18 protein-coding genes and 1 pseudogene are annotated in these 18,991 nt (G+C 73.9%); 5 read left to right on the top strand and 14 right to left on the bottom strand.

Annotation, left to right across the window (positions count from 1 at the left end):
• Positions 1–18 precede the first annotated feature (18 nt).
• From AB0B01_RS03400 to AB0B01_RS03390, 3 genes and pseudogenes are all read right to left on the bottom strand, one after another.
• A complete protein-coding gene (locus AB0B01_RS03400) occupies positions 19–1,764 on the bottom strand; it encodes an ankyrin repeat domain-containing protein (RefSeq protein WP_361712389.1) in 1,746 nt (581 codons plus the stop codon).
• A complete protein-coding gene (locus AB0B01_RS03395) occupies positions 1,761–2,936 on the bottom strand; it encodes a gala protein (RefSeq protein WP_361712387.1) in 1,176 nt (391 codons plus the stop codon). Before AB0B01_RS03395 ends, AB0B01_RS03400 begins: the two co-directional genes overlap by 4 nt.
• Positions 2,937–3,012: 76 nt before the next feature.
• Positions 3,013–3,085: pseudogene (locus AB0B01_RS03390) on the bottom strand.
• Between the two features lie 456 nt (positions 3,086–3,541).
• Here AB0B01_RS03390 and AB0B01_RS03385 point away from each other — a divergent pair.
• Positions 3,542–4,357 (top strand): glutamate ABC transporter substrate-binding protein, encoded by an 816-nt coding sequence (locus tag AB0B01_RS03385; RefSeq protein WP_361712386.1) that lies wholly within the window; start codon positions 3,542–3,544, stop codon positions 4,355–4,357.
• Here the strand turns inward: AB0B01_RS03385 and AB0B01_RS03380 are convergent.
• On the bottom strand, positions 4,341–5,321 hold the full coding sequence (locus tag AB0B01_RS03380; protein WP_361712384.1) for a superoxide dismutase: 981 nt from the start codon (positions 5,319–5,321) through the stop codon (positions 4,341–4,343). The genes AB0B01_RS03385 and AB0B01_RS03380 overlap by 17 nt on opposite strands.
• A gap of 234 nt (positions 5,322–5,555) precedes the next feature.
• On the opposite strand from AB0B01_RS03380, the gene AB0B01_RS03375 reads away from it, so the two are divergent.
• Positions 5,556–6,383: an endonuclease gene (locus tag AB0B01_RS03375; RefSeq protein WP_361712382.1), complete on the top strand. Its 828-nt coding sequence runs from the start codon at positions 5,556–5,558 to the stop codon at positions 6,381–6,383.
• Positions 6,384–6,478: 95 nt separating this feature from the next.
• Positions 6,479–6,802, top strand: coding sequence for a DUF3040 domain-containing protein (locus tag AB0B01_RS03370; RefSeq protein ID WP_361712380.1), 324 nt, complete (start codon positions 6,479–6,481; stop codon positions 6,800–6,802).
• A gap of 39 nt (positions 6,803–6,841) precedes the next feature.
• Here the strand turns inward: AB0B01_RS03370 and AB0B01_RS03365 are convergent, their stop codons facing one another.
• The 3 genes from AB0B01_RS03365 to AB0B01_RS03355 form a co-directional block, all read right to left on the bottom strand.
• Positions 6,842–8,482, bottom strand: a complete 1,641-nt coding sequence (locus tag AB0B01_RS03365) for a glycoside hydrolase family 20 protein (RefSeq protein WP_361712378.1) — start codon at positions 8,480–8,482, stop codon at positions 6,842–6,844.
• A gap of 61 nt (positions 8,483–8,543) precedes the next feature.
• Positions 8,544–8,990, bottom strand: coding sequence for a heme-binding protein (locus AB0B01_RS03360; protein WP_361712376.1), 447 nt, complete (start codon positions 8,988–8,990; stop codon positions 8,544–8,546).
• 42 nt (positions 8,991–9,032) lie between these two features.
• Positions 9,033–10,247 carry an MFS transporter gene (locus AB0B01_RS03355; RefSeq protein ID WP_361712374.1) on the bottom strand — a complete coding sequence of 405 codons (1,215 nt, stop codon included), beginning with the start codon at positions 10,245–10,247 and terminating at the stop codon, positions 9,033–9,035.
• A 186-nt stretch (positions 10,248–10,433) separates the two neighbouring features.
• On the opposite strand from AB0B01_RS03355, the gene AB0B01_RS03350 reads away from it, so the two are divergent.
• Positions 10,434–10,895 (top strand): MarR family transcriptional regulator, encoded by a 462-nt coding sequence (locus AB0B01_RS03350; RefSeq protein WP_361712372.1) that lies wholly within the window; start codon positions 10,434–10,436, stop codon positions 10,893–10,895.
• 46 nt (positions 10,896–10,941) lie between these two features.
• Here AB0B01_RS03350 and AB0B01_RS03345 read toward each other — a convergent pair whose 3' ends face one another.
• From AB0B01_RS03345 to AB0B01_RS03325, 5 genes are all read right to left on the bottom strand, one after another.
• Positions 10,942–11,436: a hypothetical protein gene (locus AB0B01_RS03345; RefSeq protein ID WP_361712370.1), complete on the bottom strand. Its 495-nt coding sequence runs from the start codon at positions 11,434–11,436 to the stop codon at positions 10,942–10,944.
• Complete coding sequence (locus AB0B01_RS03340; RefSeq protein ID WP_361712368.1) at positions 11,433–12,107, bottom strand: SigE family RNA polymerase sigma factor; 675 nt, start codon at positions 12,105–12,107, stop codon at positions 11,433–11,435. Before AB0B01_RS03340 ends, AB0B01_RS03345 begins: the two co-directional genes overlap by 4 nt.
• A 58-nt stretch (positions 12,108–12,165) precedes the next feature.
• A complete protein-coding gene (locus AB0B01_RS03335) occupies positions 12,166–12,609 on the bottom strand; it encodes an LAETG motif-containing sortase-dependent surface protein (protein ID WP_361712366.1) in 444 nt (147 codons plus the stop codon).
• Positions 12,610–12,791: 182 nt separating this feature from the next.
• Positions 12,792–14,378 carry a glycosyltransferase family 2 protein gene (locus AB0B01_RS03330; RefSeq protein WP_361712364.1) on the bottom strand — a complete coding sequence of 529 codons (1,587 nt, stop codon included), beginning with the start codon at positions 14,376–14,378 and terminating at the stop codon, positions 12,792–12,794.
• A 19-nt stretch (positions 14,379–14,397) separates the two neighbouring features.
• Positions 14,398–15,903 (bottom strand): PLP-dependent aminotransferase family protein, encoded by a 1,506-nt coding sequence (locus AB0B01_RS03325; RefSeq protein ID WP_361712589.1) that lies wholly within the window; start codon positions 15,901–15,903, stop codon positions 14,398–14,400.
• An 80-nt stretch (positions 15,904–15,983) separates the two neighbouring features.
• Between AB0B01_RS03325 and AB0B01_RS03320 the strand changes: the two genes are divergently transcribed.
• The gene (locus AB0B01_RS03320) at positions 15,984–16,922 is read left to right on the top strand and encodes a DMT family transporter (protein WP_361712362.1); all 939 of its coding nucleotides are present in this window, start codon (positions 15,984–15,986) and stop codon (positions 16,920–16,922) included.
• Positions 16,923–17,115: 193 nt separating this feature from the next.
• On the opposite strand, the gene AB0B01_RS03315 is transcribed toward AB0B01_RS03320, so the two are convergent.
• Complete coding sequence (locus tag AB0B01_RS03315) at positions 17,116–17,739, bottom strand: class I SAM-dependent methyltransferase (RefSeq protein ID WP_361712360.1); 624 nt, start codon at positions 17,737–17,739, stop codon at positions 17,116–17,118.
• Between the two features lie 361 nt (positions 17,740–18,100).
• Positions 18,101–18,475 (bottom strand): YbjQ family protein, encoded by a 375-nt coding sequence (locus AB0B01_RS03310; RefSeq protein WP_361712587.1) that lies wholly within the window; start codon positions 18,473–18,475, stop codon positions 18,101–18,103.
• Positions 18,476–18,991: the final 516 nt, after the last annotated feature.

Here is an 18,991-nt window from a genome sequence, read left to right as displayed (position 1 = left end):
GTCTTCTCTCTCGTCGGCTCAGTGGCCTTCGGCCATGTAGTCGTCGAACCACTCGGAGCCGATGCCGGGGAACTCCTCCTCGACGCGGCTGCGCAGGAAGTCGAGGTCGGTGCGCTTGAACTGGCGGATCAGCTGGGCGAGCGACAGTTCCTGGTCGTCGACGACGTCGATGCGGGACCCGGCGGCCAGGAGCGCGCGGACGAGCCCGGCCGACCCCCCGTACCGGACGGCCGCCAGCAGGGGGGTGAGGCCCGTCTTGGAGCGGGCTTCGAGGTCCAGGCCGGCCGCCAGCAGCCGGGGCATCAGGACTTCGTGGTCGAGGAGGTGGAGCACGTGCAGCAGCGTGTACCCGCGGGCGTCGCGGACGTGGGGGTCGGTGCCCGCGTCGAGCAGCACGGTGACACCCGGGGTATCGCCGTGCTGGACCCGCAGGAACAGGTCCCGCCGCTCGTCCCGCAGGGCGCGCGGCAGCCGCCCCTCGCCGCTGGTCCAGGACTGCTGGACGGCGAAGCAGCCGGCCACCGCGCCGCCGAACGCCCGCATGGCCCGCTCGCGCTGCTGCTCCTCCGCGCTGTGCGGGAGCAGGTCGAGTACGCCGCCCTGGGAGCGGACCTCGTGCCATGCGCCGCGGCAGCGCACCCGTACGGCCTTCGGTTCGGGCGGCTCGGGCGGTCCCGCCGCGGGAGCGGCCTGCGGGAAGAGGGCGGCGCAGACGAGGGGGTGCAGTTCGGCGGGGGTGATCCGGCCGGTGCGCAGGAGTTCCAGGTCGGGTGAGCGCTGCCAGGCGTACTGCGGCAGCCGGGGAACCCCCTCGTGGCCGCGGTTCTCGCCGACCCGGATGCGCAGCCGGGCGTCCGCGCCGGTGCCGGCCGGCTCCAGCAGGAACGGGTGGCCGTGGGGGATCCGGAAGGTGTCCCCCGCTCCGGCCGCCGTGAGGCGCCGTACCTCGGCCACCAGTCGGGCCAGGTCGATGCGGGCGCCCGCGAGGACCCGCTCCGGATCGAGGGGCCGGCCGTACGTCGGGGGCTTGGGCACGGTCAGGTCACGTTCCAGCCCGGCGGCTGCGTAGGCCTCTGCGGCGCGGCCGCCCTGGTGCAGGAGGGCGACCCATTCGGTGTGTCCGGCCGGGTCGGCTCCGCCCGGGTCGGCGGCGGGCAGCTCGTCCGGGCCGAGCGCGGTCCCGTCCGGGCGGAGGAACGGCAGCCGGCCCGGGAGGCCGCCGAGGAGCTCGGGCAGTGCGGCGGTGTGCCGGGCGTCCCACAGGGGGCGGGCCGCGGTCCAGTCCTCGCCCAGGAAAGCCACCGCGTAGGGATGGTCCGGGTGGACGAGGTCCGGGGCGGTGAGCGGGGCGCAGTGCAGCCGGAGCCGCTGGGGGCCCTCCATCATCGGGCCGGTGGTGACGGACAGGACGGGGGCTTCGGCGGAGGTGCCGTAGCGCGCCAGCAGGACGCGTACGTCCGGCTTGAGGGTGGTGCGGCCGCCCAGCAGGCGGGGCAGGTGCCAGCGCAGCAGGTCGGGTGCGAGGTGGCACAGGTCCGCCTCGACCGCTTCGGCGACCGGGGCCCCGTGGCGGGCCGCGACTCCGGGCAGGTCGAAGGCGACGTCGACGGCGGCCGCCGCGCAGGCGGCCCGCCAGTCGCCGGCCATGCGGTGCTCGGTGGCGCGGCGGATCATCCAGCCGGGTACCGCGTGGCGGCGGATCCGCTGCCAGAGCGGGCCGTCCTCGGGGAGGAGGCCCCCGGGCGGTGTGGTGGCCGCGCTCATCGGTACACGCTCGTGATTGCGGCGAGGTCGGGGTGGGCCGGCCGGGCGGGCCGCAGCCGGGTGGTGAAGGAACGCTTCACCTTGCGGGGCAGGCCGGGACCGAGGCCGACGTACTCCAGCGGGGAGCGGTCGGGCACGGCGGCCAGCAGGCCCTTCGCGCCGCGCCCGGTGAGCCCGGTGTGGCGCAGCTCCAGGCGCCGCAGCGGGCTGCCGGGGAGGGCGGCGGCGAGGGCGTACGCCCCCTCGTCGCCGGTGGTGTTGCCGGCGGAGCCGAGGATGCGCTCGGACATCGCCCGCCCCAGGTCGAGGGCTTCGATGCCGCCGAGCGCGTCGGCGAGGGCGCGGGCGCCGGCGGGGCCGATGCCGTTGCCGCCGAGTCCGAGGCGGACCGGCCGCGCAGGGTCGGATGCCGCGGCCTCGGCCAGGACGGCGGCGCCCTCGTCGCCGAGGTGGTTGGCGGGGAGGTACAGCTCGCGCACCCCGGCTTCCCGGATGAGGGCGGCGAGCAGCGGCGCGGCCTGGGCGGTGAGGCCGTTGCCGCCGAGGAAGAGCCGTTCGAGCGGGGTCCCGCGCTCGCGGAGGGCGTCGAGGAGGAGGCGTACTCCCCCGGCTTCGATGCCGGTGTTGACCAGGTCGAGGGTGCGCAGGGTGCGGTTGCGGCGCAGCAGCGCGGCGAGCGTGCGGGCGCCGTCCTCGCGCAGCGGGTTCCGCTTGAGCCACAGGGCCCGGACGGTGGTGTCGTCCGCGAGGACACCGGCGAGCGCCGCCACCCCCTCGGGGCCGATGCGGTTGCAGCCGAGGTAGAGGGTGTGCAGCCCGTGACCGGCCGGGGTTCCGGCGTCCGGTCCTCCCGACTGCCCCTCGCGGAGGGCGTCCGCGAGGGTGCGGGCGCCCTCGTCGCCGATGGAGTTGGTGCCGAGGAGGAGGTGCCGGGCGAGCGGGGAGTGGGCGGCCGCGGACACGACGCGGGCCGCGCCGGCGGGCCCGAGGCCCTGCTTGCACAGGTCGACGCGGCCGTCCGCACGGAGGGTCCCGACGGGGAATGCCTCGTCCGCCTCGACGGCGCCGCCCGCGGCGAGGCGGGCGAGCAGCGGGTCGAGTCCCGCGGGGTCGGCGAGCGGCAGGTCGGGGTGCTCGATCGCGGGGCACCGTACGGGTGTCGGCTGTGTCATCACCACTCCACCGGTTCTTCGCCGGTGACCGGCGTCCACAACGACATGACGACCTCACGAACACGTGAAGAAGGCGCAAGACCGGTCGGATTCGAACCGACGTCCTCCAGCTCGATGCGTGGGCGCGACGACCTCTGCGCTACGGCCTTGCTGGCGGAGATCATACCGCCTCGCCGACCGAACTCGATCACCAGTTTGAAATGCCATCCGGCCGCTGCCGGACCGCCATCAGCCCCCTCCTGTACCGATGCGCCCGGCCTCGGGGCGTTTCCGAGCGGCGCGATCCGGCCGGCGCCCGCCGGAGACGGTAATGCCCGCATGTGGGGGATTCGTACGCTTCACCGATGAGAAGGGTGTTTCCACCCCATTCGCACCGAACCTTCCGGCGCAGCAGCCCCCTTCATCCCGTTCGAGCCCGAATCCACCGGAGAAATACCGGTCGAGCCGGATCGTTACCTCAAGTTTTGCTCAGATCCAGTGACATGCCGCGTGCCACCTTCCTAGCTTCCTCGTACACGCGTCTCGACGCTTCTCACGTCCCCGCGGCTCCACGCGTACCGGCGATCCCGTCTACGCGTCCCGCGACCCCAGGAAAGAGTGCAGCAATGAAGGTTCCCAAGGCCGGTGCTTTGGCCGCAGTGATCGGCCTCGCCCTGACCGCCTCCGGCTGCGGCGGCGACGACGGCCCCCAGGGGAACCTCTCCATCGGCATCAAGTTCGACCAGCCGGGCGTCGGCCTGCGCGAGGCGGGGGGCACCTTCTCCGGCTTCGACGTGGACGTCTCCACGTACATCGCCAAGGAGCTGGGCTACAAGCCGGAGAACATCGAGTTCAAGCGCGTCGACAGCTCCGACCGCGAGCTGCTGCTCCAGTACAACGAGGTCAAGTTCGTCGCGGCGAGCTACTCGATCAACGACAAGCGCAAGGAGAAGGTCGACTTCGCCGGCCCCTACTTCCTCGCGCACCAGGACTTGATGGTCCGGGCCGGTGACACGTCGATCACCAAGCCCGAGGACCTCAACAACAAGAACCTGTGCTCGGTCACCGGCTCCACCTCGGCCGAGAACATCAAGAGCAAGCTGGCCCCCAAGGCGAGCCTCATGGAGCTCGAAAGCTACTCGGAGTGCGTCTTCGCCCTCGCCGACGGCCGCGTCGACGCCATGACCACGGACAACTCCATCCTGGCCGGGTACGCCGCCCAGAAGGAGAACACCGGCAAGTTCAAGCTGATCGGGCTGAGCCTGAGCAACGAGAACTACGGCATCGGCCTCAAGAAGGGCAACAAGGAGCTCCAGGGCAAGATCAATGCCGCCCTCAAGAAGATGGTCGAGGACGGCTCCTGGGACGCGGCGGTGAAGAAGAACTTCGGTTCGGCCAACTACAAGAGCGAGCCGGCTCCGCCGATCACATCGGGCAACTGACGATCGCCGACGCGGTGGCCGGGTCCGACCAGTCGGCGTCGAAGGCCGCGTTGACGACGTAGAGGCGTCCGCCGTGGACCGCGGCCGTCGTCGGCTCGTCGAAGCGCGGGTCGGTGATCTGCTTGACGAACGCGGCCCGGCGCCCGTCCGCGCTGAGCGTGAACACGTCGATGGCGTAAGTCCAGTTGCGTACGACGTACAGGGTGCGGCCGTGCAGGACGAGTCCGTCGCCGTTGCCGACCGCCCCGCCGTCGAGCGGGATCCGGGCGGCGGCGCCGGTGCGCGGGTCGACGCGGAACAGCGCCTGGGCGTTGTCGTTGACCACCACGAGGGCCCGGCCGTCCGGAGTGCGCTCGATGCCGTTGGAGCCCCAGACCTGGCCACCGGACGGGGTGGGCAGCCATTCACCGCCCAGCGGCAGCGGGCGCGGCGTCGCGCCGGCGCCCGGAGGCAGGAAGTACAGGGCGTCGTTGAAGGAGTCGGTGAACCAGGCCCCGCCGCAGCCGATGACCACGTCGTTGACGAAGGCGGTGCCGGTCGCCGCCTGGTGGGTGGCGAGGATCCGGCCGTCGGCGGCCCGTACGACGCGGATCTCGCCGCTGTCGCCGCCCGCGACGAGCAGTCTCCCGTACCCGTCGAGCTTGAGGCCGACCGCCATCGGGCCCGTTCCGCGCACGAGGATCCGGCCCCTCCCCGTGGCGAGATCCGCGCGGTAGATCGACCCGTCCAGCAGCGATCCCGTGTAGGCGGTGCCGCCGGGTGAGACGGTGATGCCTTCCGGCTGGAAGCCGGGAGGTGTGGCGATGATGTCCGGGCGGCCGCCGGCGGCCGCGGTCCCGGCGCCGGTCCGGTCCTGGGCCCGGGCGGGCGGGGCGAACGGGGCGAGCGGCCCCGCGACGGCCGCGCCGCCGAGCGCTGCGGCCGCGCCGAGGAGGAACCTGCGCCGACCCAACCGTATGGCCATGTGATGTCCTTTCAACTGCCTTGAAAACAGCGGTGGTTGCTGCTTCACGGACTGACCCCGCAACCTCAGCACATCACTGCCGTCCGGAAAAGGGATCCCGAGGGGCAGAATCCGGACTCCTGAAACATGGCGTTTACCTGTTGGGCACATGACAATGTGAGCCTCGCTCTGCCACCTGATGCCCCGCCAACTGGACCGGCGGGGGCGGTGTACGTGAAGAGGTGCCCCCACACCATGAGACTTTTCCGCCACACACCCTGGGCAGCCGGGCTCGCCGCCGGCGCCCTCCTGCTCGTGCCTGCCACCGCGTCGGCCGGCTCGCAGCGTTCGGCGACTCCCCACGCCGACGCCGCGGCCGCGGTCACCACCGCCACCACCGTGGACGCGTACTACGCCACGGCCGAGGGTAAGACCGGTGCCGCGCTGAAGACCGCGCTCCACGACATCATCAAGAACCAGTCCAAGGTCACCTACGACGGCGTGTGGAACGCGCTGAAGGTGACCGACCAGGACCCGGCGAACCCGAACAACGTCATCCTGGTCTACTCCGGCCGCTCGCAGTCCAAGACCACCAACGGCGGCGGTGTCAACGACTGGAACCGCGAGCACGTCTGGGCCAAGAGCCACGGCGACTTCGGCACCGTCACGGGCCCCGGTACCGACCTGCACCACCTGCGCCCCGAGGACGTCACGGTCAACAGCACGCGCGGCAACAAGGACTTCGACATGGGCGGCAGCGCGGTCGCCGAGGCCCCCGGCAGCTACACCGACGCCGACTCCTTCGAGCCGCGCGACGCGGTCAAGGGCGATGTCGCGCGCATGCTGCTCTACATGGCCGTCCGCTACGAGGGCGAGGACGGCTTCCCGAACCTGGAGATGAACGACCGGGTCAACAACGGCACGGCCCCCTACTTCGGCCGGCTCGCCCTGCTCAAGCAGTGGAACCAGCAGGACCCGCCGGACGCCTTCGAGCAGCGCCGCAACCAGGTCATATTCGACACGTTCCAGCACAACCGGAACCCGTTCATCGACCATCCGGAGTGGGTCAACTCCATCTGGTGACCCCCACCCCGCCCGGGATTGGCCCGCTCCCGGGCGGGTATGCGCAGGTCAGAGCTGCTGTCCGCGCCCGGCGGCGGCAGCAAGTGGAGGTTGCCATGGACGGAGGGGGACTGTCCGACCGCGAGCGGCACGCGCTGTCCGCGATCGAGGCCCAACTCAAGGCCGACCGTTCGCTCGACCGGATCCTTCGCTCTGCACACCTGCGTCACCGCATGCTGGCGGCCTGTGGGCTCGCCGCGGTGACGCTGGCGCTGCTGATCGCCGCTTCGGTCACCGTCTCACTGCCGCTGATCTGGGCTTTCGCCGGCGCCTGGGTGCTCACCGTGATCACGGCCCTCCCGCTGGCCGCCCAGTGGGTCCGGCGCCGGTGGCAACGCCGCGACCGGACCGGAACGGGTACGACGAGTACCCCTGCGTGAACAGGAATCCCGTGAACAGGATCCGGGGGCCGGGCCGGTTCAGCCGCCCGGTCCCCGGAGCCGGTCCGCGAGGGCCTTGAACTCGACCCAAGCGGGCTTCGGTGTCCGCGCGTCCCACACCTTCTGCGACAGCGCGGCCAGCGGCAGCCGTATCCCCTCGGCCACCTGGGCCGGGGTCTGCGCGCCGGACAGGTCGCACCAGACGGCGAGGCGCGCGCCCAGCACCTGGCCCCCGTAGCCCGCCGGCACCGCGGTCGTGCCGCGCAGCACCAGCGGGGTCCACTGCTCGTAGATCCGCCGACCGGTCGGATAGGCGAACTGGTTGGGCTCGCCGAGCACGTAGTAGAGGAACTCGTCGTTGAGGTTGACGATCCTGCGCCCCTGCCGCAGGTACTCCAGCGGAGGCCGGGCCCCGTTCTCCTTGCCCGTCCAGTACTCCGCCTGGATGTCCTTGGCGGCCTGGACGACGCCCCCGGCGAAGAACCCGTCGTTCCACGCCTTGGGTGCCTTGCCCGCCGGACGCACCACGGCGGCCCGGTCGTTCACCCAGCCCGTCGCCAGGTCCTGCACCCGGGCGGAGGCACCGTAGCGCTGCTGCGCGGCCCGCGCGAGCTGCGGGAAGGAGGCCTGCGGGTTCTTGTACACGAGGGCCTGGTACTCGTCGGCGCCCAGGTGCCAGTACCCGCCGGGGAACAGCGGCAGGTACTCGCGCAGCAGTTCGTCGACGAGCTTGGCGGCCGCGGGGTTCGATATGTCCACGGCGCCCTTCACCACCCTGCCCTGGACGTCGCGCAACTGCAGCCCGGGGTGGGCGCGCAGCACCGCGCCGAGGTGGCCGGGCGAGTCGATCTCGGGGACGACGGTGATGTGCAGGCGGGCGGCGAGCGCGGTGATCCTGCGCACCTCGGCCTTGCTGAGGTGCGGGGTGGAGACGATCTCGGGGTGGGTGTCGGACTCGATCCGGAAGGCCTGGTCGTCGGAGAAGTGCAGGCCGAGCTGGTTGAGCTTGAGGTCGGCGAGCTCGTGCAGCCGGTCCTCTATCCAGCCGGGCGTGAAGTACTTGCGCGCGATGTCGAGGTTGAGGCCGCGCTGGGGTTTGGCCGGTGCGTCGCGCACGGTCCCCTCCGGGGCCGAACCGCCCGACTTCACCTCCTGTTTGAGGGTGCGGGTGCCGTAGAAGACCCCGGCCTCGTCGGGGCCGGTGACGCGCACCCGGCCGTCGCGCACGGTGAGGTTGTACGACTCGGGGGTCCCGGAGCCCTTCGAACCCAGGGCGAGTTCGACGTCCCCGCGGTTCACGGTCGCGGACTCGGTGTATCCCAGGTGCAGTTCGCCCGCGAGCAGCCTGCCCTCGTCGGCCAGGGCCTTGCCGTCGGCCGGTGCCACGACAACCCGGGCGCCCGCGGCGGGCTTCCAGCCGGGGCCGCGGGCCGGCGTGTGCTCCCGTACGGCCGGAATGGTGCGGGGGGCGGCGGACAGGGGGTACGACGGGGTCGGCTCGGGGTTGGGCGAAGCGCTGGGAGCCGTGGTGGCCGCCGCGGTGGCGGGGGCCGGGGAGGCCGCACCCGGCGCGCGGTCCTCGCGGGCGGTGGCGCATCCGGGGACGGCAAGGGAGACCAGCGCGGCTGCCGTGGCCGTCGCGATGGCGTGGACCCTCCTGTACTGCCTGGAATTCCGCATCATGCACCCGTGTCCCCCGTACCAACGTGGCACGGGGGACGCGGGCGCGCGACCGGGGGCGTCAGGCCAGGGCGGTCAGGGCGGCGGCGGCGAAGGCGTGGTCCTGCTCGGGTGCTCCGCCGCCGACGCCGATCGCGCCGATCAGCCGGCCTTCGCGGTGCACGGGGAGCCCGCCCGCGATGAACAGCAGCGGCCGGTCGAGGGCCGTGGGCAGGGTGTGGAAGGGCCCGCCCGGCTGGACGGCCTGGACGAGGTCGGCGGTCGGGGTGTTCAGCTGGAGGGCGGTGAAGGCCTTGCGGGTGCTGGTCTCGCCGGAGACCAGCACGGCCCTGTCGTCCCGGCGGAAGGCGAGCAGGTGGCCGCCCGCGTCGAGGACGGTGACGCTGACCGTGGCCCCGGCCTGCTCGGCGGCGTCGCGGGCGGCGGCGACGAGCAGTTCGGCGTCCTCGGTGGTCAGCGGGGCGACGGCGGTGCGGGGGGCGGTGGTGCGGGGCGCGGCGGTGGCCATGCGGGGTGCTCCAGGGTCTGCGGACGTACGACGGGTCGTGGATCAGTGGTGGACGGCGACGGGGGCGGGGGCGGCCCCGGCGGAGGCGGCGATGCGGCCGGGGCGGGAGGAGGCCGTACGCCGCTCCAGGGCGCCGGAGACGAGGGCGAGGGCCAGCGCGGAGGCGGCCAGCGCGGCGCCGACCCAGTTCGGGGCGGTCCAGCCGAGCCCGGCGGCGATGACCAGCCCGCCGAGCCAGGCGGCGAGCGCGTTGCCGAGGTTGAAGGCGCCGATGTTGACGGCGGACGCGAGGGTCGGGGCGCCGGCGGCCTGGTCGAGGACCCGCTTCTGCAGCGGCGGTACGGTCGCGAAGCCGAGCGCCCCGATGAGGACGACGGTGATCGCGGCGCCGGCCTTGGTGTGGGCGGTGACCGTGAAGACGGCCAGGACGACGGCGAGGGCGCCGAGGGACACGTACAGCATCGGCATCAGCGCCCGGTCGGCGAACCGGCCGCCGACGAGGTTGCCGCCCACCATGCCCAGGCCGAAGAGGACGAGGAGCCAGGTGACGGAGGTGCCGGCGAAACCGGCCACGTTCGTCATCATGGGCGTGATGTAGGTGATCGCGGCGAAGACGCCGCCGAAGCCGAGCACGGTCATCGCCATCGCGAGCAGCACCTGCACGTTGCGGAAGGCGGCCAGCTCGTGGCGGAGCCGGACGCCCTCGGGGCGGGGGAGCTCGGGCACCAGCCGGGCGATGCCGAGCAGGCCGAGGACGCCCAGGGCGGCGACGATCAGGAAGGTGACGCGCCAGCCGAGGGTCTGGCCGACCAGGGTGCCGAGGGGGACGCCGACCACGTTGGCCACGGTCAGGCCGGTGAACATCATCGCGATCGCGCCCGCCTTCTTCTCGGGGGTGACGAGCTCCGCGGCGACGACCGAGCCGATGCCGAAGAAGGCGCCGTGGGCGAGGGAGGCGACGACGCGGCCAGCGAGCATCACGCCGAAGGCCGGGGCGAGCGCGGAGAGCACGTTGCCGACGACGAAGAGGCCCATGAGCAGCATCAGCATGCCCTTGCGCGGGATGCGTGTGCCGAGGACGGTCATCAGCGGGGCGCCGAGCACGACGCCGAGGGCGTAGCCGGTGACCAGCAGGCCGGCGGTGGGGATGGAGACGCCGTAGTCGCCGGCGACCTCCGGGAGCAGGCCCATGATCACGAATTCGGTGGTGCCGATCCCGAAGGCCCCGATGGCGAGGGCGAGCAGTGCGAGAGGCATGAGGGGAGGTGCCCTTCAGGGGAGGTGGGGGTGTCGCAGGGCATGGATCTTGTCTACGCCGCTTACGTGCGTCCACATTAATTGCAGACGCGGGATGTTTGCAACCGCGGGCTATTGCGGAGGTGTCCTATCCTGGGGTCATGGGGTCACGAAGACGCCCCTGAAGACGCTCCCGAGGAGGAGTCCATGACGGCGACGGACAGTGCGCTCACCGCCCTTTCCCAGGGCTGGTGCGCCCTCTCGCTGCTCCACGGGCGGATCGAGGCGCACATCGAGCGGGCCCTGCAGGCCGGCCACGGACTGAGCGTGCGGGAGTACTCCTTGCTGGACGTCCTGAGCCGCCAGCACAGCGGCCCCGGCGGCCACCTGCGAATGCACCAGGTCGCCGACTCAGTGGTGCTCAGCCAGAGCGCGACCACCCGCCTCGTCAGCCGGCTGGAGGACCGCGGCCTGCTGAACCGCTACATCTGCGACACCGACCGCCGGGGCATCTACACCGACGTGAGCGAAGCAGGCCTGGCCCTGCTGGCCGCCGCCCGACCGACCAACGACACCGCCCTGCGCGAGGCGCTGGACGAGGCTGCACAGAACCCGGAGCTCGCCCCCCTGGTCGCGGCGGTGGAAAACACCCGCCCCACGACGCCGTAGGGACCGCCCGACGAATCCTGGCCAAACACCCCCGGCCCTTCCTCCCTCACCCCCGGGAGGGACTGGCGCTGGGCGGGGACGACGGCTGGGGCTGCGGGGGTGAAGAGACCGGCGCCGACGGGGTCAGGGAGCGCGAAGGGGACTTCGGGCCGGAGGGCGTCGGGGCGGGGCTGCGGGGCGGGGTGGAGGAGGTCCGGGGCGTCGACGGGCGCGGCGTGGACGGCTCCGGAGAGGCGTGCGGGGCGCCTGGCTCCGACGTACGGGGGGACGCCGGGATCTCGGGCGGCGAGGCCGGCGGCACGGGCCGCGGCGGCGCCTGCTCCGGCCCCAGGACGAGGTAGCACGCCACGGCGGCCGCAGCCGCCGCGAGTCCCGCGAGCGGCAAGGCGAAGCGCCGCAGCCACACCCCGCCCGCCGACCGGTCCCGCGCGTGCGCTCCCGGCGGATCCGCGGGGCGCAGGTCGCGGTGGGTGATCTCGTCCGCGCGGGCGTCGAGGGCCTGGCGCAGCCTGCGCTCGACGGCGCTTTCGGCCTGCGTCATATCCGTCCCTCCAAAATGCGTTCCAGCGCGTCCAGGGCCCGGCTCGCGTTCGATTTGACCGCGCCCCGACTGATCCCGAGGGTCGTCGCGATCTCCGCCTCGCTGAGGTCCGCCCAGTACCGCAGGACGAGGACCTCGCGACGGCGCGGGGTCAGCCGGCCGAGGGCGGCGAGCACCTCGCGGTGCGCCTCGCCGAGCACCACGTACTCCTCCGCGGACGGTATGTCGGCCGGGGCGGGCGGAGTCCACGCCCGGGCGGTGCGCCTGCGGCGCAGGACGGAGCGGGAGGTGTTGACCACGGCCGTGCGCAGGTAGCCGAGGGCATTGTCGACCTCGCCGATGTGCTCGCCGTGACGCCGGTACAGGGCCGTGAAGGCGTCCTGGACCACGTCTTCGGCGGTGGCCGGGTCGTCGACGAGCAGCACCGCCAGCCGGACCATGCCCAGCCGGTGTGCGTGGTAGAGCTCGGTCACGGTGGGGCGCGACGCCCCGCGCGGCGCGTCCGAGCCCGGTGCGTGCTCGTACGGTGCCTCCTCGTACGGTGCCTCCTCGTACGGATACCTGGGCGCGGGCACCTGCCCGTACGGCCGCGCGGGCTTCGGCGGGGTGAGGTGCTCGCGGCGCAGCAGCCACGCCCGAAGGCCCCGCCACGCCCGGCCGAAGCCGGGCACGAGGGGGCCTGCGGGGCATGCCGGTGATGCCGTCGGTGCGAGGTGGAGCACGGGGTCCTCAGCCGTTGGCGCGGCGCCGTACGGCGTACAGGGTCCCCGCCCCGGCGGCCAGGAGCACGGCGGCTCCGGCTCCCAGGGCGGTGGTGGTCGCGGAGGAGCCAGTATGCGCGAGCTCGTTCCCGGCCTGGTCGGCGGGGGCGGGCGCGGGGGCGGTGGGCACCGCGCTCGGCCGGGCGGCGGGGTCGGTCGTGGGCGGCACGCTGCGCGACGGCGTCGGAGCGGCGCTCGGGGCGGCGCTCGGGGCAGCGGTGGGCGGCATGCTGCGCGACGGCGACGGCGCGCTGCTCGGAACGGCGCTCGGCGCCACGCTGGGCACGGGCGACGGCGTGGCCGAAGCGCCCTGCGCCGCGAAGGCCGGACCGGCGAGGGCAACGGCCGCCGCGGCGGCGGCGGTGACGGCCGCCCGGCGGACGGGCAGGGGAACGCGCTTCAGGTTGTTCACAGGGAATCTCCACGATCGGCTGGGGGGCGCGGAACTGCGCCCTTCACCCCCCACGACGCGCGACCCCGGGGGAGGTTGCCGCCTTCGCCGGAAAACTTTCCGCGCGCCGCGCCGCGCCGTTTCACGCCGAGCTGCTTCCGGCCGTGCCGCTTGGGGCCGAGCCGTTGCGTCGGCCGGGCTGTTCACCCCGTCGGCAGGGGGAGCCTGCGGACCACCTCGAAGCTCAGGTTCCCGTAGGCGGTGAAGAAGGGGGCCGCCGCCACTTCGGTGGCGCCGCCCGCGTCGCGGGCGAGGACGCGCGCCCTGCGTGCCGTGCGGTCCAGGTCCGGGGCGTGTCGGCGGCCCAGCCGGACGGTCCGGGTGACGCCGTCCGCCCGGACGTTCAGGAAGCAGTCCCAGGTGCCCGGCGCGAGCGGTTCCCCCGCGGCGAGGGTCGCGAGGTCCGCGTCCGCCGAGAAGCCGGCCATGGCCAGTTCCGGGTCCTTCTCCGTCAGTTCCGGCGTCGGCCGGGCCAGGACGGGGACCGTGTGCTCCTGGCCCGTCTCCCGTGCCCGCAGGACGAGTTCGCTCTCCATCCGGCCGGTCCCCAAGCCCTGGATGTACGCGTGCCCCGTCAGCCGCAGCCGGCCGCCCTGCCAGGACATCGACGCCAGGTGGTGCCGGGTCTTGAGCCGGTCGGTCACGTCGAAGAGGACGTCCGGCAGAGCCGCCGCCGGATCCCGGAACAGCGGGTAGCAGCGGTACACCCGTCCGTTGTCCACGAGTTCCGCCGGTTCCGGCTCCTTCGCCGGGTCGTACTCGACCAGCTGCTCGAAGGCCGTGAGCGGCCCGCAGGCGAAGGCGTACAGCCGTATCCAGTCGATCCGGGCCAGCTCCCCGCCCATGTCCGGCGTCCAGTACGTCTCGACGAGCGCCCGCGCCCGCCCGTACACCTCGGCGGTGTAGCCGGGGTCCGTGTGGCGGGCCAGGACGGCGGGGCGCAGCGCCGTGCTCAGCAGGCTGCGGAAGTGCCGGCCGAGCATGCGGCGCCGGCCCACCGGGTCCTGCACCCGCTCGGCCACCAGCGCCATGACGCGCTCGATGTGCGCCACCGTCTCCTCGGCGCTCCGGGGCCGGGAGGTGATGTTGCGTCCGTCGTCGCGGCGGCGCAGGAAGTAGCAGTCGTAGTCGCCGACCACCGATATCTTGCCCGCGGCCAGGAACACGGAGGTCATGAAGATCTGGTCCTCGCCGTACCAGAGGTCCTCCGGGTAGCGCAGGTGCCCGTCCTCAAGGACCTGGCGGCGCATCAGCTTGGCCGAGTGCAGGGAGCGGTAGACCTCGGAGGTGTAGAGGTCGGCCTCCTCGGCGTGCCGGTACGCCTTCTCCGACACGGTCCGGCCCAGGCCCACCTGCCGGGCGAGCACCAGGTCGCTGCCCTGTGCCTCGGCCATCGCCACCAGCCGTTCCAGGGCCTCGGGTCCGAGGTAGTCGTCGGCGTCGAGGACGAAGACGTACCGGCCGCGGGCCAGGTCGAGGGCCCGGTTGCGCGGGGCGCCCGGCCCTCCGGAGTTCGGTTGGTGCAGCACCCGCAGCTGCGGGTACCGGGCGGCGTAGCGCTCCAGCTCGGCGCCGCTGCCGTCGGTGGAGCCGTCGTCGACGGCGATGACCTCCAGGCGCTCCATCCCGATGCTCTGCTGCACGACGGATTCGAGGCAGTCGCTGAGGTACGGCAGCGCGTCGTAGACGGCGATGATCACGGATACGTCGGGAGTGGGCTGGCGGTGCATGCCCCGAGCATAAGGTTCCTCATCCGGCGCCCCGGGGGACGGTCCGGCGCAGCGCCTCGCCGAGGAGGCCGATGCCCTCCTCCAGTTCGCTCGGCGGGCCCGCCGCGTAGCCCAGGACCAGGCCGGGGGCGCCCGGGCGGATGCGGTGCCAGGACAACGGGTGCGCCTTGACGCCCAGGGCCAGGGCCTCCGCCGCGAGGACGGTGTCCTCGAAGGCGGCCCCCTCGAAGGTGACCATCAGGTGCAGACCCGCCGCCGCGCCGTGGACCCGGGCTCCGGGCAGGTGCGCGGCCACCGCGCGCAGGGTGGCGTCCCGGCGGTGGCGGTGGCGGCGCCGGACGAAGCGCAGGTGGCGCTCCAGCTCGCCGGAGTCCATCAGCCGCGCCAGCACGAGCTGGGCGAGGACGGGGCTGCCGAGGTCCGCGTAGCGCTTCGCGGCGACCACGGCGTCCCGCAGCCTCGGGGGGACCAGCAGCCAGCCCAGCCGCAGGGCGGGCGCGAGGAGCTTGGACACGCTCCCGGCGTAGCAGACGCCCTCGGGGAGCAGGGAGCGCAGCGCCGGGACGGGAGCGCGGTCGTAGCGGTGCTCGGCGTCGTAGTCGTCCTCGATCACCACTCCCCCGGCCGCCGCCCAGCCGAGCAGCTCGCGGCGGCGCTCCCCGTCGAGTACGACGCCGGTGGGGAACTGGTGCGCCGGGGTCAGCAGCACCGCCTCGGCGCGGCTCGTCCGGAGCGCGGCGGTGTCGAGCCCGGCCTCGTCCACCGCCACGGGCACCGTCGCCAGCCGCCCGTACTCCAGCTGCTGCCGGGCCCCGAGGGAGCCGGGGTCCTCCACCGCCACCCGCCGTACGCCGTCCTCCCGCAGCACGTGCGCGAGCAGACCGAGCGCTTGGGCGACCCCGGAGACGACGACCACCTCGTCGGGATCGGCCCGGATCCCGCGGTTGCGGGCCAGCCAGCCGGCGACCGCCGCCCGCAGGGCGGGGGCGCCCTGCGGGTTGCCGTAGCCGAAGTTCGCGGGGGTCAGCCCGGCCAGGACCCGGCGCTCGGCCTGGAGCCAGGCGGTACGCGGGAAGGCGGTGAGGTCGGGGACGCCGGGCGAGAGGTCGATCCGGCAGGGCACGGCGCGCAGCGCGTCCACGAGCGCCTCCGCTTCCCGCGGTGCGAACGGGTCGGCCGGGGGCCGGCCGGCGCTCCCGGACGCGGGCGGGGTGGCGGCCGCCGGGGGCGCGGCGGTGACGGGCGCGGCGACGACGACCGTCCCTGCGCGGCCGCGGCCGACCACCTGCCCGGAGTCCGCGAGGCGCCGGTAGACCTCGGTGACCAGGCCCCGGGAGACGCGGAGCTCCGCGGCGAGCACCCGGCCCGCCGGGAGCCTGCTGCCGACCGGGAGGGTGCCGTCGGCGATGGCCGCGCGGATGCGGTCCGCCAGCCACTCGGTCCGCCCGCCCGAGGGTGCCCGGCCGATGTCGAGCTGCAGGAAGTCGGACCCGGGACCGTCGGGCCGCGCACGGCCACCGCGCAGGGGACCATCCGTTTTGGACCCCTCAGACCTGCTCCGTTCGGCACTGTCCACGGGTCCAATGCTGGCAGAGCCTGGACCGTATGAACACCTCCCCGCCCTCACCGCGCCGTGCGCTCCGCGACCTCGTCCCCGGCACCCTCGGCATGGTGCTGGTGGGCAGCAGCGTCACCGTCTCCCGCTCCCTGGTGCATGCCCCGCTGTTCGCCACCCAGGCCGTCCGGTACCTGGCGGCCACCCTGCTGCTGCTCGCGTTCGCCCGGGCCGCCCGGGTCCCGGTCCTGCGGCCGCGCGGGCGCGAGTGGCTGTGGCTGGCCGGGATCGCCGCCACCGGCCTGGTCCTGTTCAACGTGGCCGTCGTCCGCGGGGTGGCGCATGCCGAACCGGCCGTCATCGCCGTCGCGGTGGCCTCCGTACCCGTCCTCCTCGGGGTGGTCGGGCCGCTGCTGGAGGGGCGGAGGCCGAGCCGCCGGATCCTGGTGGCCGCGGTGCTGGTGGTGGCCGGGGCCGTGCTGGTCGAGGGGACGGGGCGGACCGATGCGGCCGGGGTGGCCTGGGCCGGGCTGGCGCTGGCGTGCGAGGCGGGGTTCACCCTGCTCGCGGTGCCGGTGCTGCGCCGCCACGGCCCGTGGGGGGTGTCGGTGCACGCGGTGTGGCTGGGGGCGGTGATGCTGACGGTGGTGGCCCTGCTCACCGGGAGTCCGGCCGGTCTGCTCACCCTCGGCCCGGCCCAGTGGGCGGCCGCCGGGTACCTCGCGGTCATGGTGACCGCGGTGGCCTTCCTGCTCTGGTACCGCACGGTGGCCGCGGTCGGTGCGGGACGCGCCGGGCTGCTGACCGGCGTCGCGCCCCTGTCGGCGGCGGCCGTCGGAGCCCTCTCGGGCGGCGGGATGCCCGGACCGCCGGTCTGGCTGGGCCTGGTCGTGGTGGTCGCCGGGCTGGCCGCGGGGCTGCGCCCGCAGCGGGCCGCTGCCCTGCGCCAGGAGCCGGGCGCACAGGACCGGGCTCCCACGTCCCCTTGAGGGGCACGGCCGGTTGGATCACCATCCGCAGATGGCGACGCCCCCGTACAGCGCTTCCCGCTACAACGGTTCCCCCGACGGCGCTTCCCCGTACGGCGGTCCCCGTACACCGGTTCGATGCGGTACTTCTCCCCCACCGCCAACCACCCCTCCGCCAGCAGGCGGTGAGGCACGGGCCGGTAGGCCGCTGCCCTCAGGGCCGCCGCGCGTAGCAGAAGAGGTGCTCCTCGGGGTCGGCGAGACCGCCTTCCGGCCGGAACAGGCGCGTGTGCCGGTGCAGCAGTTCCAGGCCGGCCGCCTCGATCCGCTGCACGTACTCCTGCGCGGACAGGCTGCTGACGGTGACCTGATGGTCCATCCACTCGATGGCGAGGTCGCGGATGTCCCCCGGCACCGTGGCCACGAGGAGATGGCCGCCCGGCGCGACCCACGAGGCCACCCGCTCCAACGACGCGGCCACCTCCTGCTGTTCCATCATCAGCAGCGGGAAGAAGGCGCACACCGCGTCGAAAGCCTCCCCGGGCGTGTACGTGCGGACGTCCGCCTGCTCGAAACGAGCCTGCGGGACCCGCTCGCGGGCGAGGGCGACCATCGCGGCCGAGACGTCGATCCCGGTCACCGAGTGGCCGGCCGCCGCCAGCGTCTCGGCGGTGGGGCGGCCGGTTCCGCTGCCCACGTCCAGCACCCGGGCGCCGCGGGGCAGCCGGGCGGTGAGCCAGTCGAGGGCCTCCTGCTGGGCGGGGATCCGCCCGAAGGCCTCCTCGTAGCGCTCCGCCAGTGCGTCGAACACCTCTGCCGCCGACTTCCCACCGCTCATCGCGCTGCCCTCGTTCCTTCTCATGTCCAAGGCCGGCGGCCGACGTTGAGCTCGGCCGCCGAGGTCCAGGGGTTGCCGTTCCCTTCGCTCGTGGCCCTGAGTCTGACGTACCGGGCGGCCCTCGGCGAGAAGGAGGCGTCCTGCCGGGCGGGGGTGTCCGCGAAGCTGCCGGTCGTGGCGGCCGTCCCGTTGACGAGGAGCGCGCCGATGGTGTCCTCCTTGCCGGGCAGCAGGTCCCCGGTGGTCGCGCCGCGTGTAGTCGATGACGCGGGGGGACGCGCTGTCCAGGCGGACGGAGAGCTCGGGCGAGCTGATCGTCACGGGCGCGGCGGCCGCCGGGCCCCCGGGCGGGAGGCAGGTGTCAGGTCGAGGCGGGCGCGAGGACGACGGCCGTCCCGTACGCGCACACCTCGGTGCCGACGTCGGCGGCGTCGGTCACGTCGAAGCGCATCATCAGCACGGCGTTGGCGCCGCGGGCCTTGGCGTGCTCGATGAGGCGTTCCATGGCCTGGTTGCGGGTCTCCACCAGGGTCTTGGTCAGCCCTCTGAGCTCGCCGCCGATCATGGATTTGAGGCCCGCGCCGATCTGGCTGCCCAGGTGGCGGGAGCGGACGGTGAGGCCGAACACCTCCCCGATGACCTGTTCGACCCGGTAGCCGGGTGCGTCGTTGGTCGTGACGACCAGGACGCCGGTCTGCTGGGCCCCGGGGCCGCCGCCGAAGTCTTCGATACCCATGGGGCCACTGTGGCCGCGTACGGGGACCCCCGCATCCGCAGGAGGCACGGTCAGGGCCGATCGGGCACCAGGGCCGACGGGTCCCTCGGCCGGCGGGTCCGGTGTCCGGCTCGGGGTGTCAGCCCGGACGGCGGGGGCGGCGTACGCCTCGATGATTCCGCGCCGCGCCCAGGGGCTGAACAGCATCTCGCCGGCGTGCGAGGTGGCGATGGCGGCGAGCAGCCGCTCCGGCGGCGTGTCCTTCAGGAGGAACCCGGCGGCCCCCACGCGCAGGGCCCGCAGGACGTACGCATCGGAGGAACTGGTCGTCGACGACGAGCACGCGCGGCATCCCCCGCCCCCTTCTCCCGTGTGTGGGGTGTGTGCAGTCTGCGCGGTGTGTGCGGTGGCCGCGGAGTTCGCGGAGCCGGTGAGGCCGTCCGCGGCGGCCTCTCGGCCACCCCGCGGCACCGGAACCCAGGCGCAACTCGAAGCCCCGCCCGCGGCCGGTCCGGCGCTCACCGTGCCGTGGTAGAT

It is taken from the genome of Streptomyces sp. NPDC044571, from assembly GCF_040647115.1.
Classification (GTDB): Bacteria; Actinomycetota; Actinomycetes; order Streptomycetales; family Streptomycetaceae; genus Streptomyces.
Note: the sequence above shows the minus strand (reverse complement) of the source record. Positions and strands in the feature narration are given on the sequence as shown.

Coding starts and splice junctions, on each gene's coding strand:
- AB0B01_RS03350 (WP_361712372.1), top strand. CDS start 10,434: ATGACGGCGACGGACAGTGCGCTCACCGCCCTTTCCCAGGGCTGGTGC.
- AB0B01_RS03365 (WP_361712378.1), bottom strand. CDS start 8,482: ATGCGGAATTCCAGGCAGTACAGGAGGGTCCACGCCATCGCGACGGCC.
- AB0B01_RS03360 (WP_361712376.1), bottom strand. CDS start 8,990: ATGGCCACCGCCGCGCCCCGCACCACCGCCCCCCGCACCGCCGTCGCC.
- AB0B01_RS03315 (WP_361712360.1), bottom strand. CDS start 17,739: ATGAGCGGTGGGAAGTCGGCGGCAGAGGTGTTCGACGCACTGGCGGAG.
- AB0B01_RS03355 (WP_361712374.1), bottom strand. CDS start 10,247: ATGCCTCTCGCACTGCTCGCCCTCGCCATCGGGGCCTTCGGGATCGGC.
- AB0B01_RS03375 (WP_361712382.1), top strand. CDS start 5,556: ATGAGACTTTTCCGCCACACACCCTGGGCAGCCGGGCTCGCCGCCGGC.
- AB0B01_RS03400 (WP_361712389.1), bottom strand. CDS start 1,764: ATGAGCGCGGCCACCACACCGCCCGGGGGCCTCCTCCCCGAGGACGGC.
- AB0B01_RS03395 (WP_361712387.1), bottom strand. CDS start 2,936: ATGACACAGCCGACACCCGTACGGTGCCCCGCGATCGAGCACCCCGAC.
- AB0B01_RS03310 (WP_361712587.1), bottom strand. CDS start 18,475: ATGGGTATCGAAGACTTCGGCGGCGGCCCCGGGGCCCAGCAGACCGGC.
- AB0B01_RS03330 (WP_361712364.1), bottom strand. CDS start 14,378: ATGCACCGCCAGCCCACTCCCGACGTATCCGTGATCATCGCCGTCTAC.
- AB0B01_RS03345 (WP_361712370.1), bottom strand. CDS start 11,436: ATGACGCAGGCCGAAAGCGCCGTCGAGCGCAGGCTGCGCCAGGCCCTC.
- AB0B01_RS03380 (WP_361712384.1), bottom strand. CDS start 5,321: ATGGCCATACGGTTGGGTCGGCGCAGGTTCCTCCTCGGCGCGGCCGCA.
- AB0B01_RS03370 (WP_361712380.1), top strand. CDS start 6,479: ATGGACGGAGGGGGACTGTCCGACCGCGAGCGGCACGCGCTGTCCGCG.
- AB0B01_RS03320 (WP_361712362.1), top strand. CDS start 15,984: ATGAACACCTCCCCGCCCTCACCGCGCCGTGCGCTCCGCGACCTCGTC.
- AB0B01_RS03385 (WP_361712386.1), top strand. CDS start 3,542: ATGAAGGTTCCCAAGGCCGGTGCTTTGGCCGCAGTGATCGGCCTCGCC.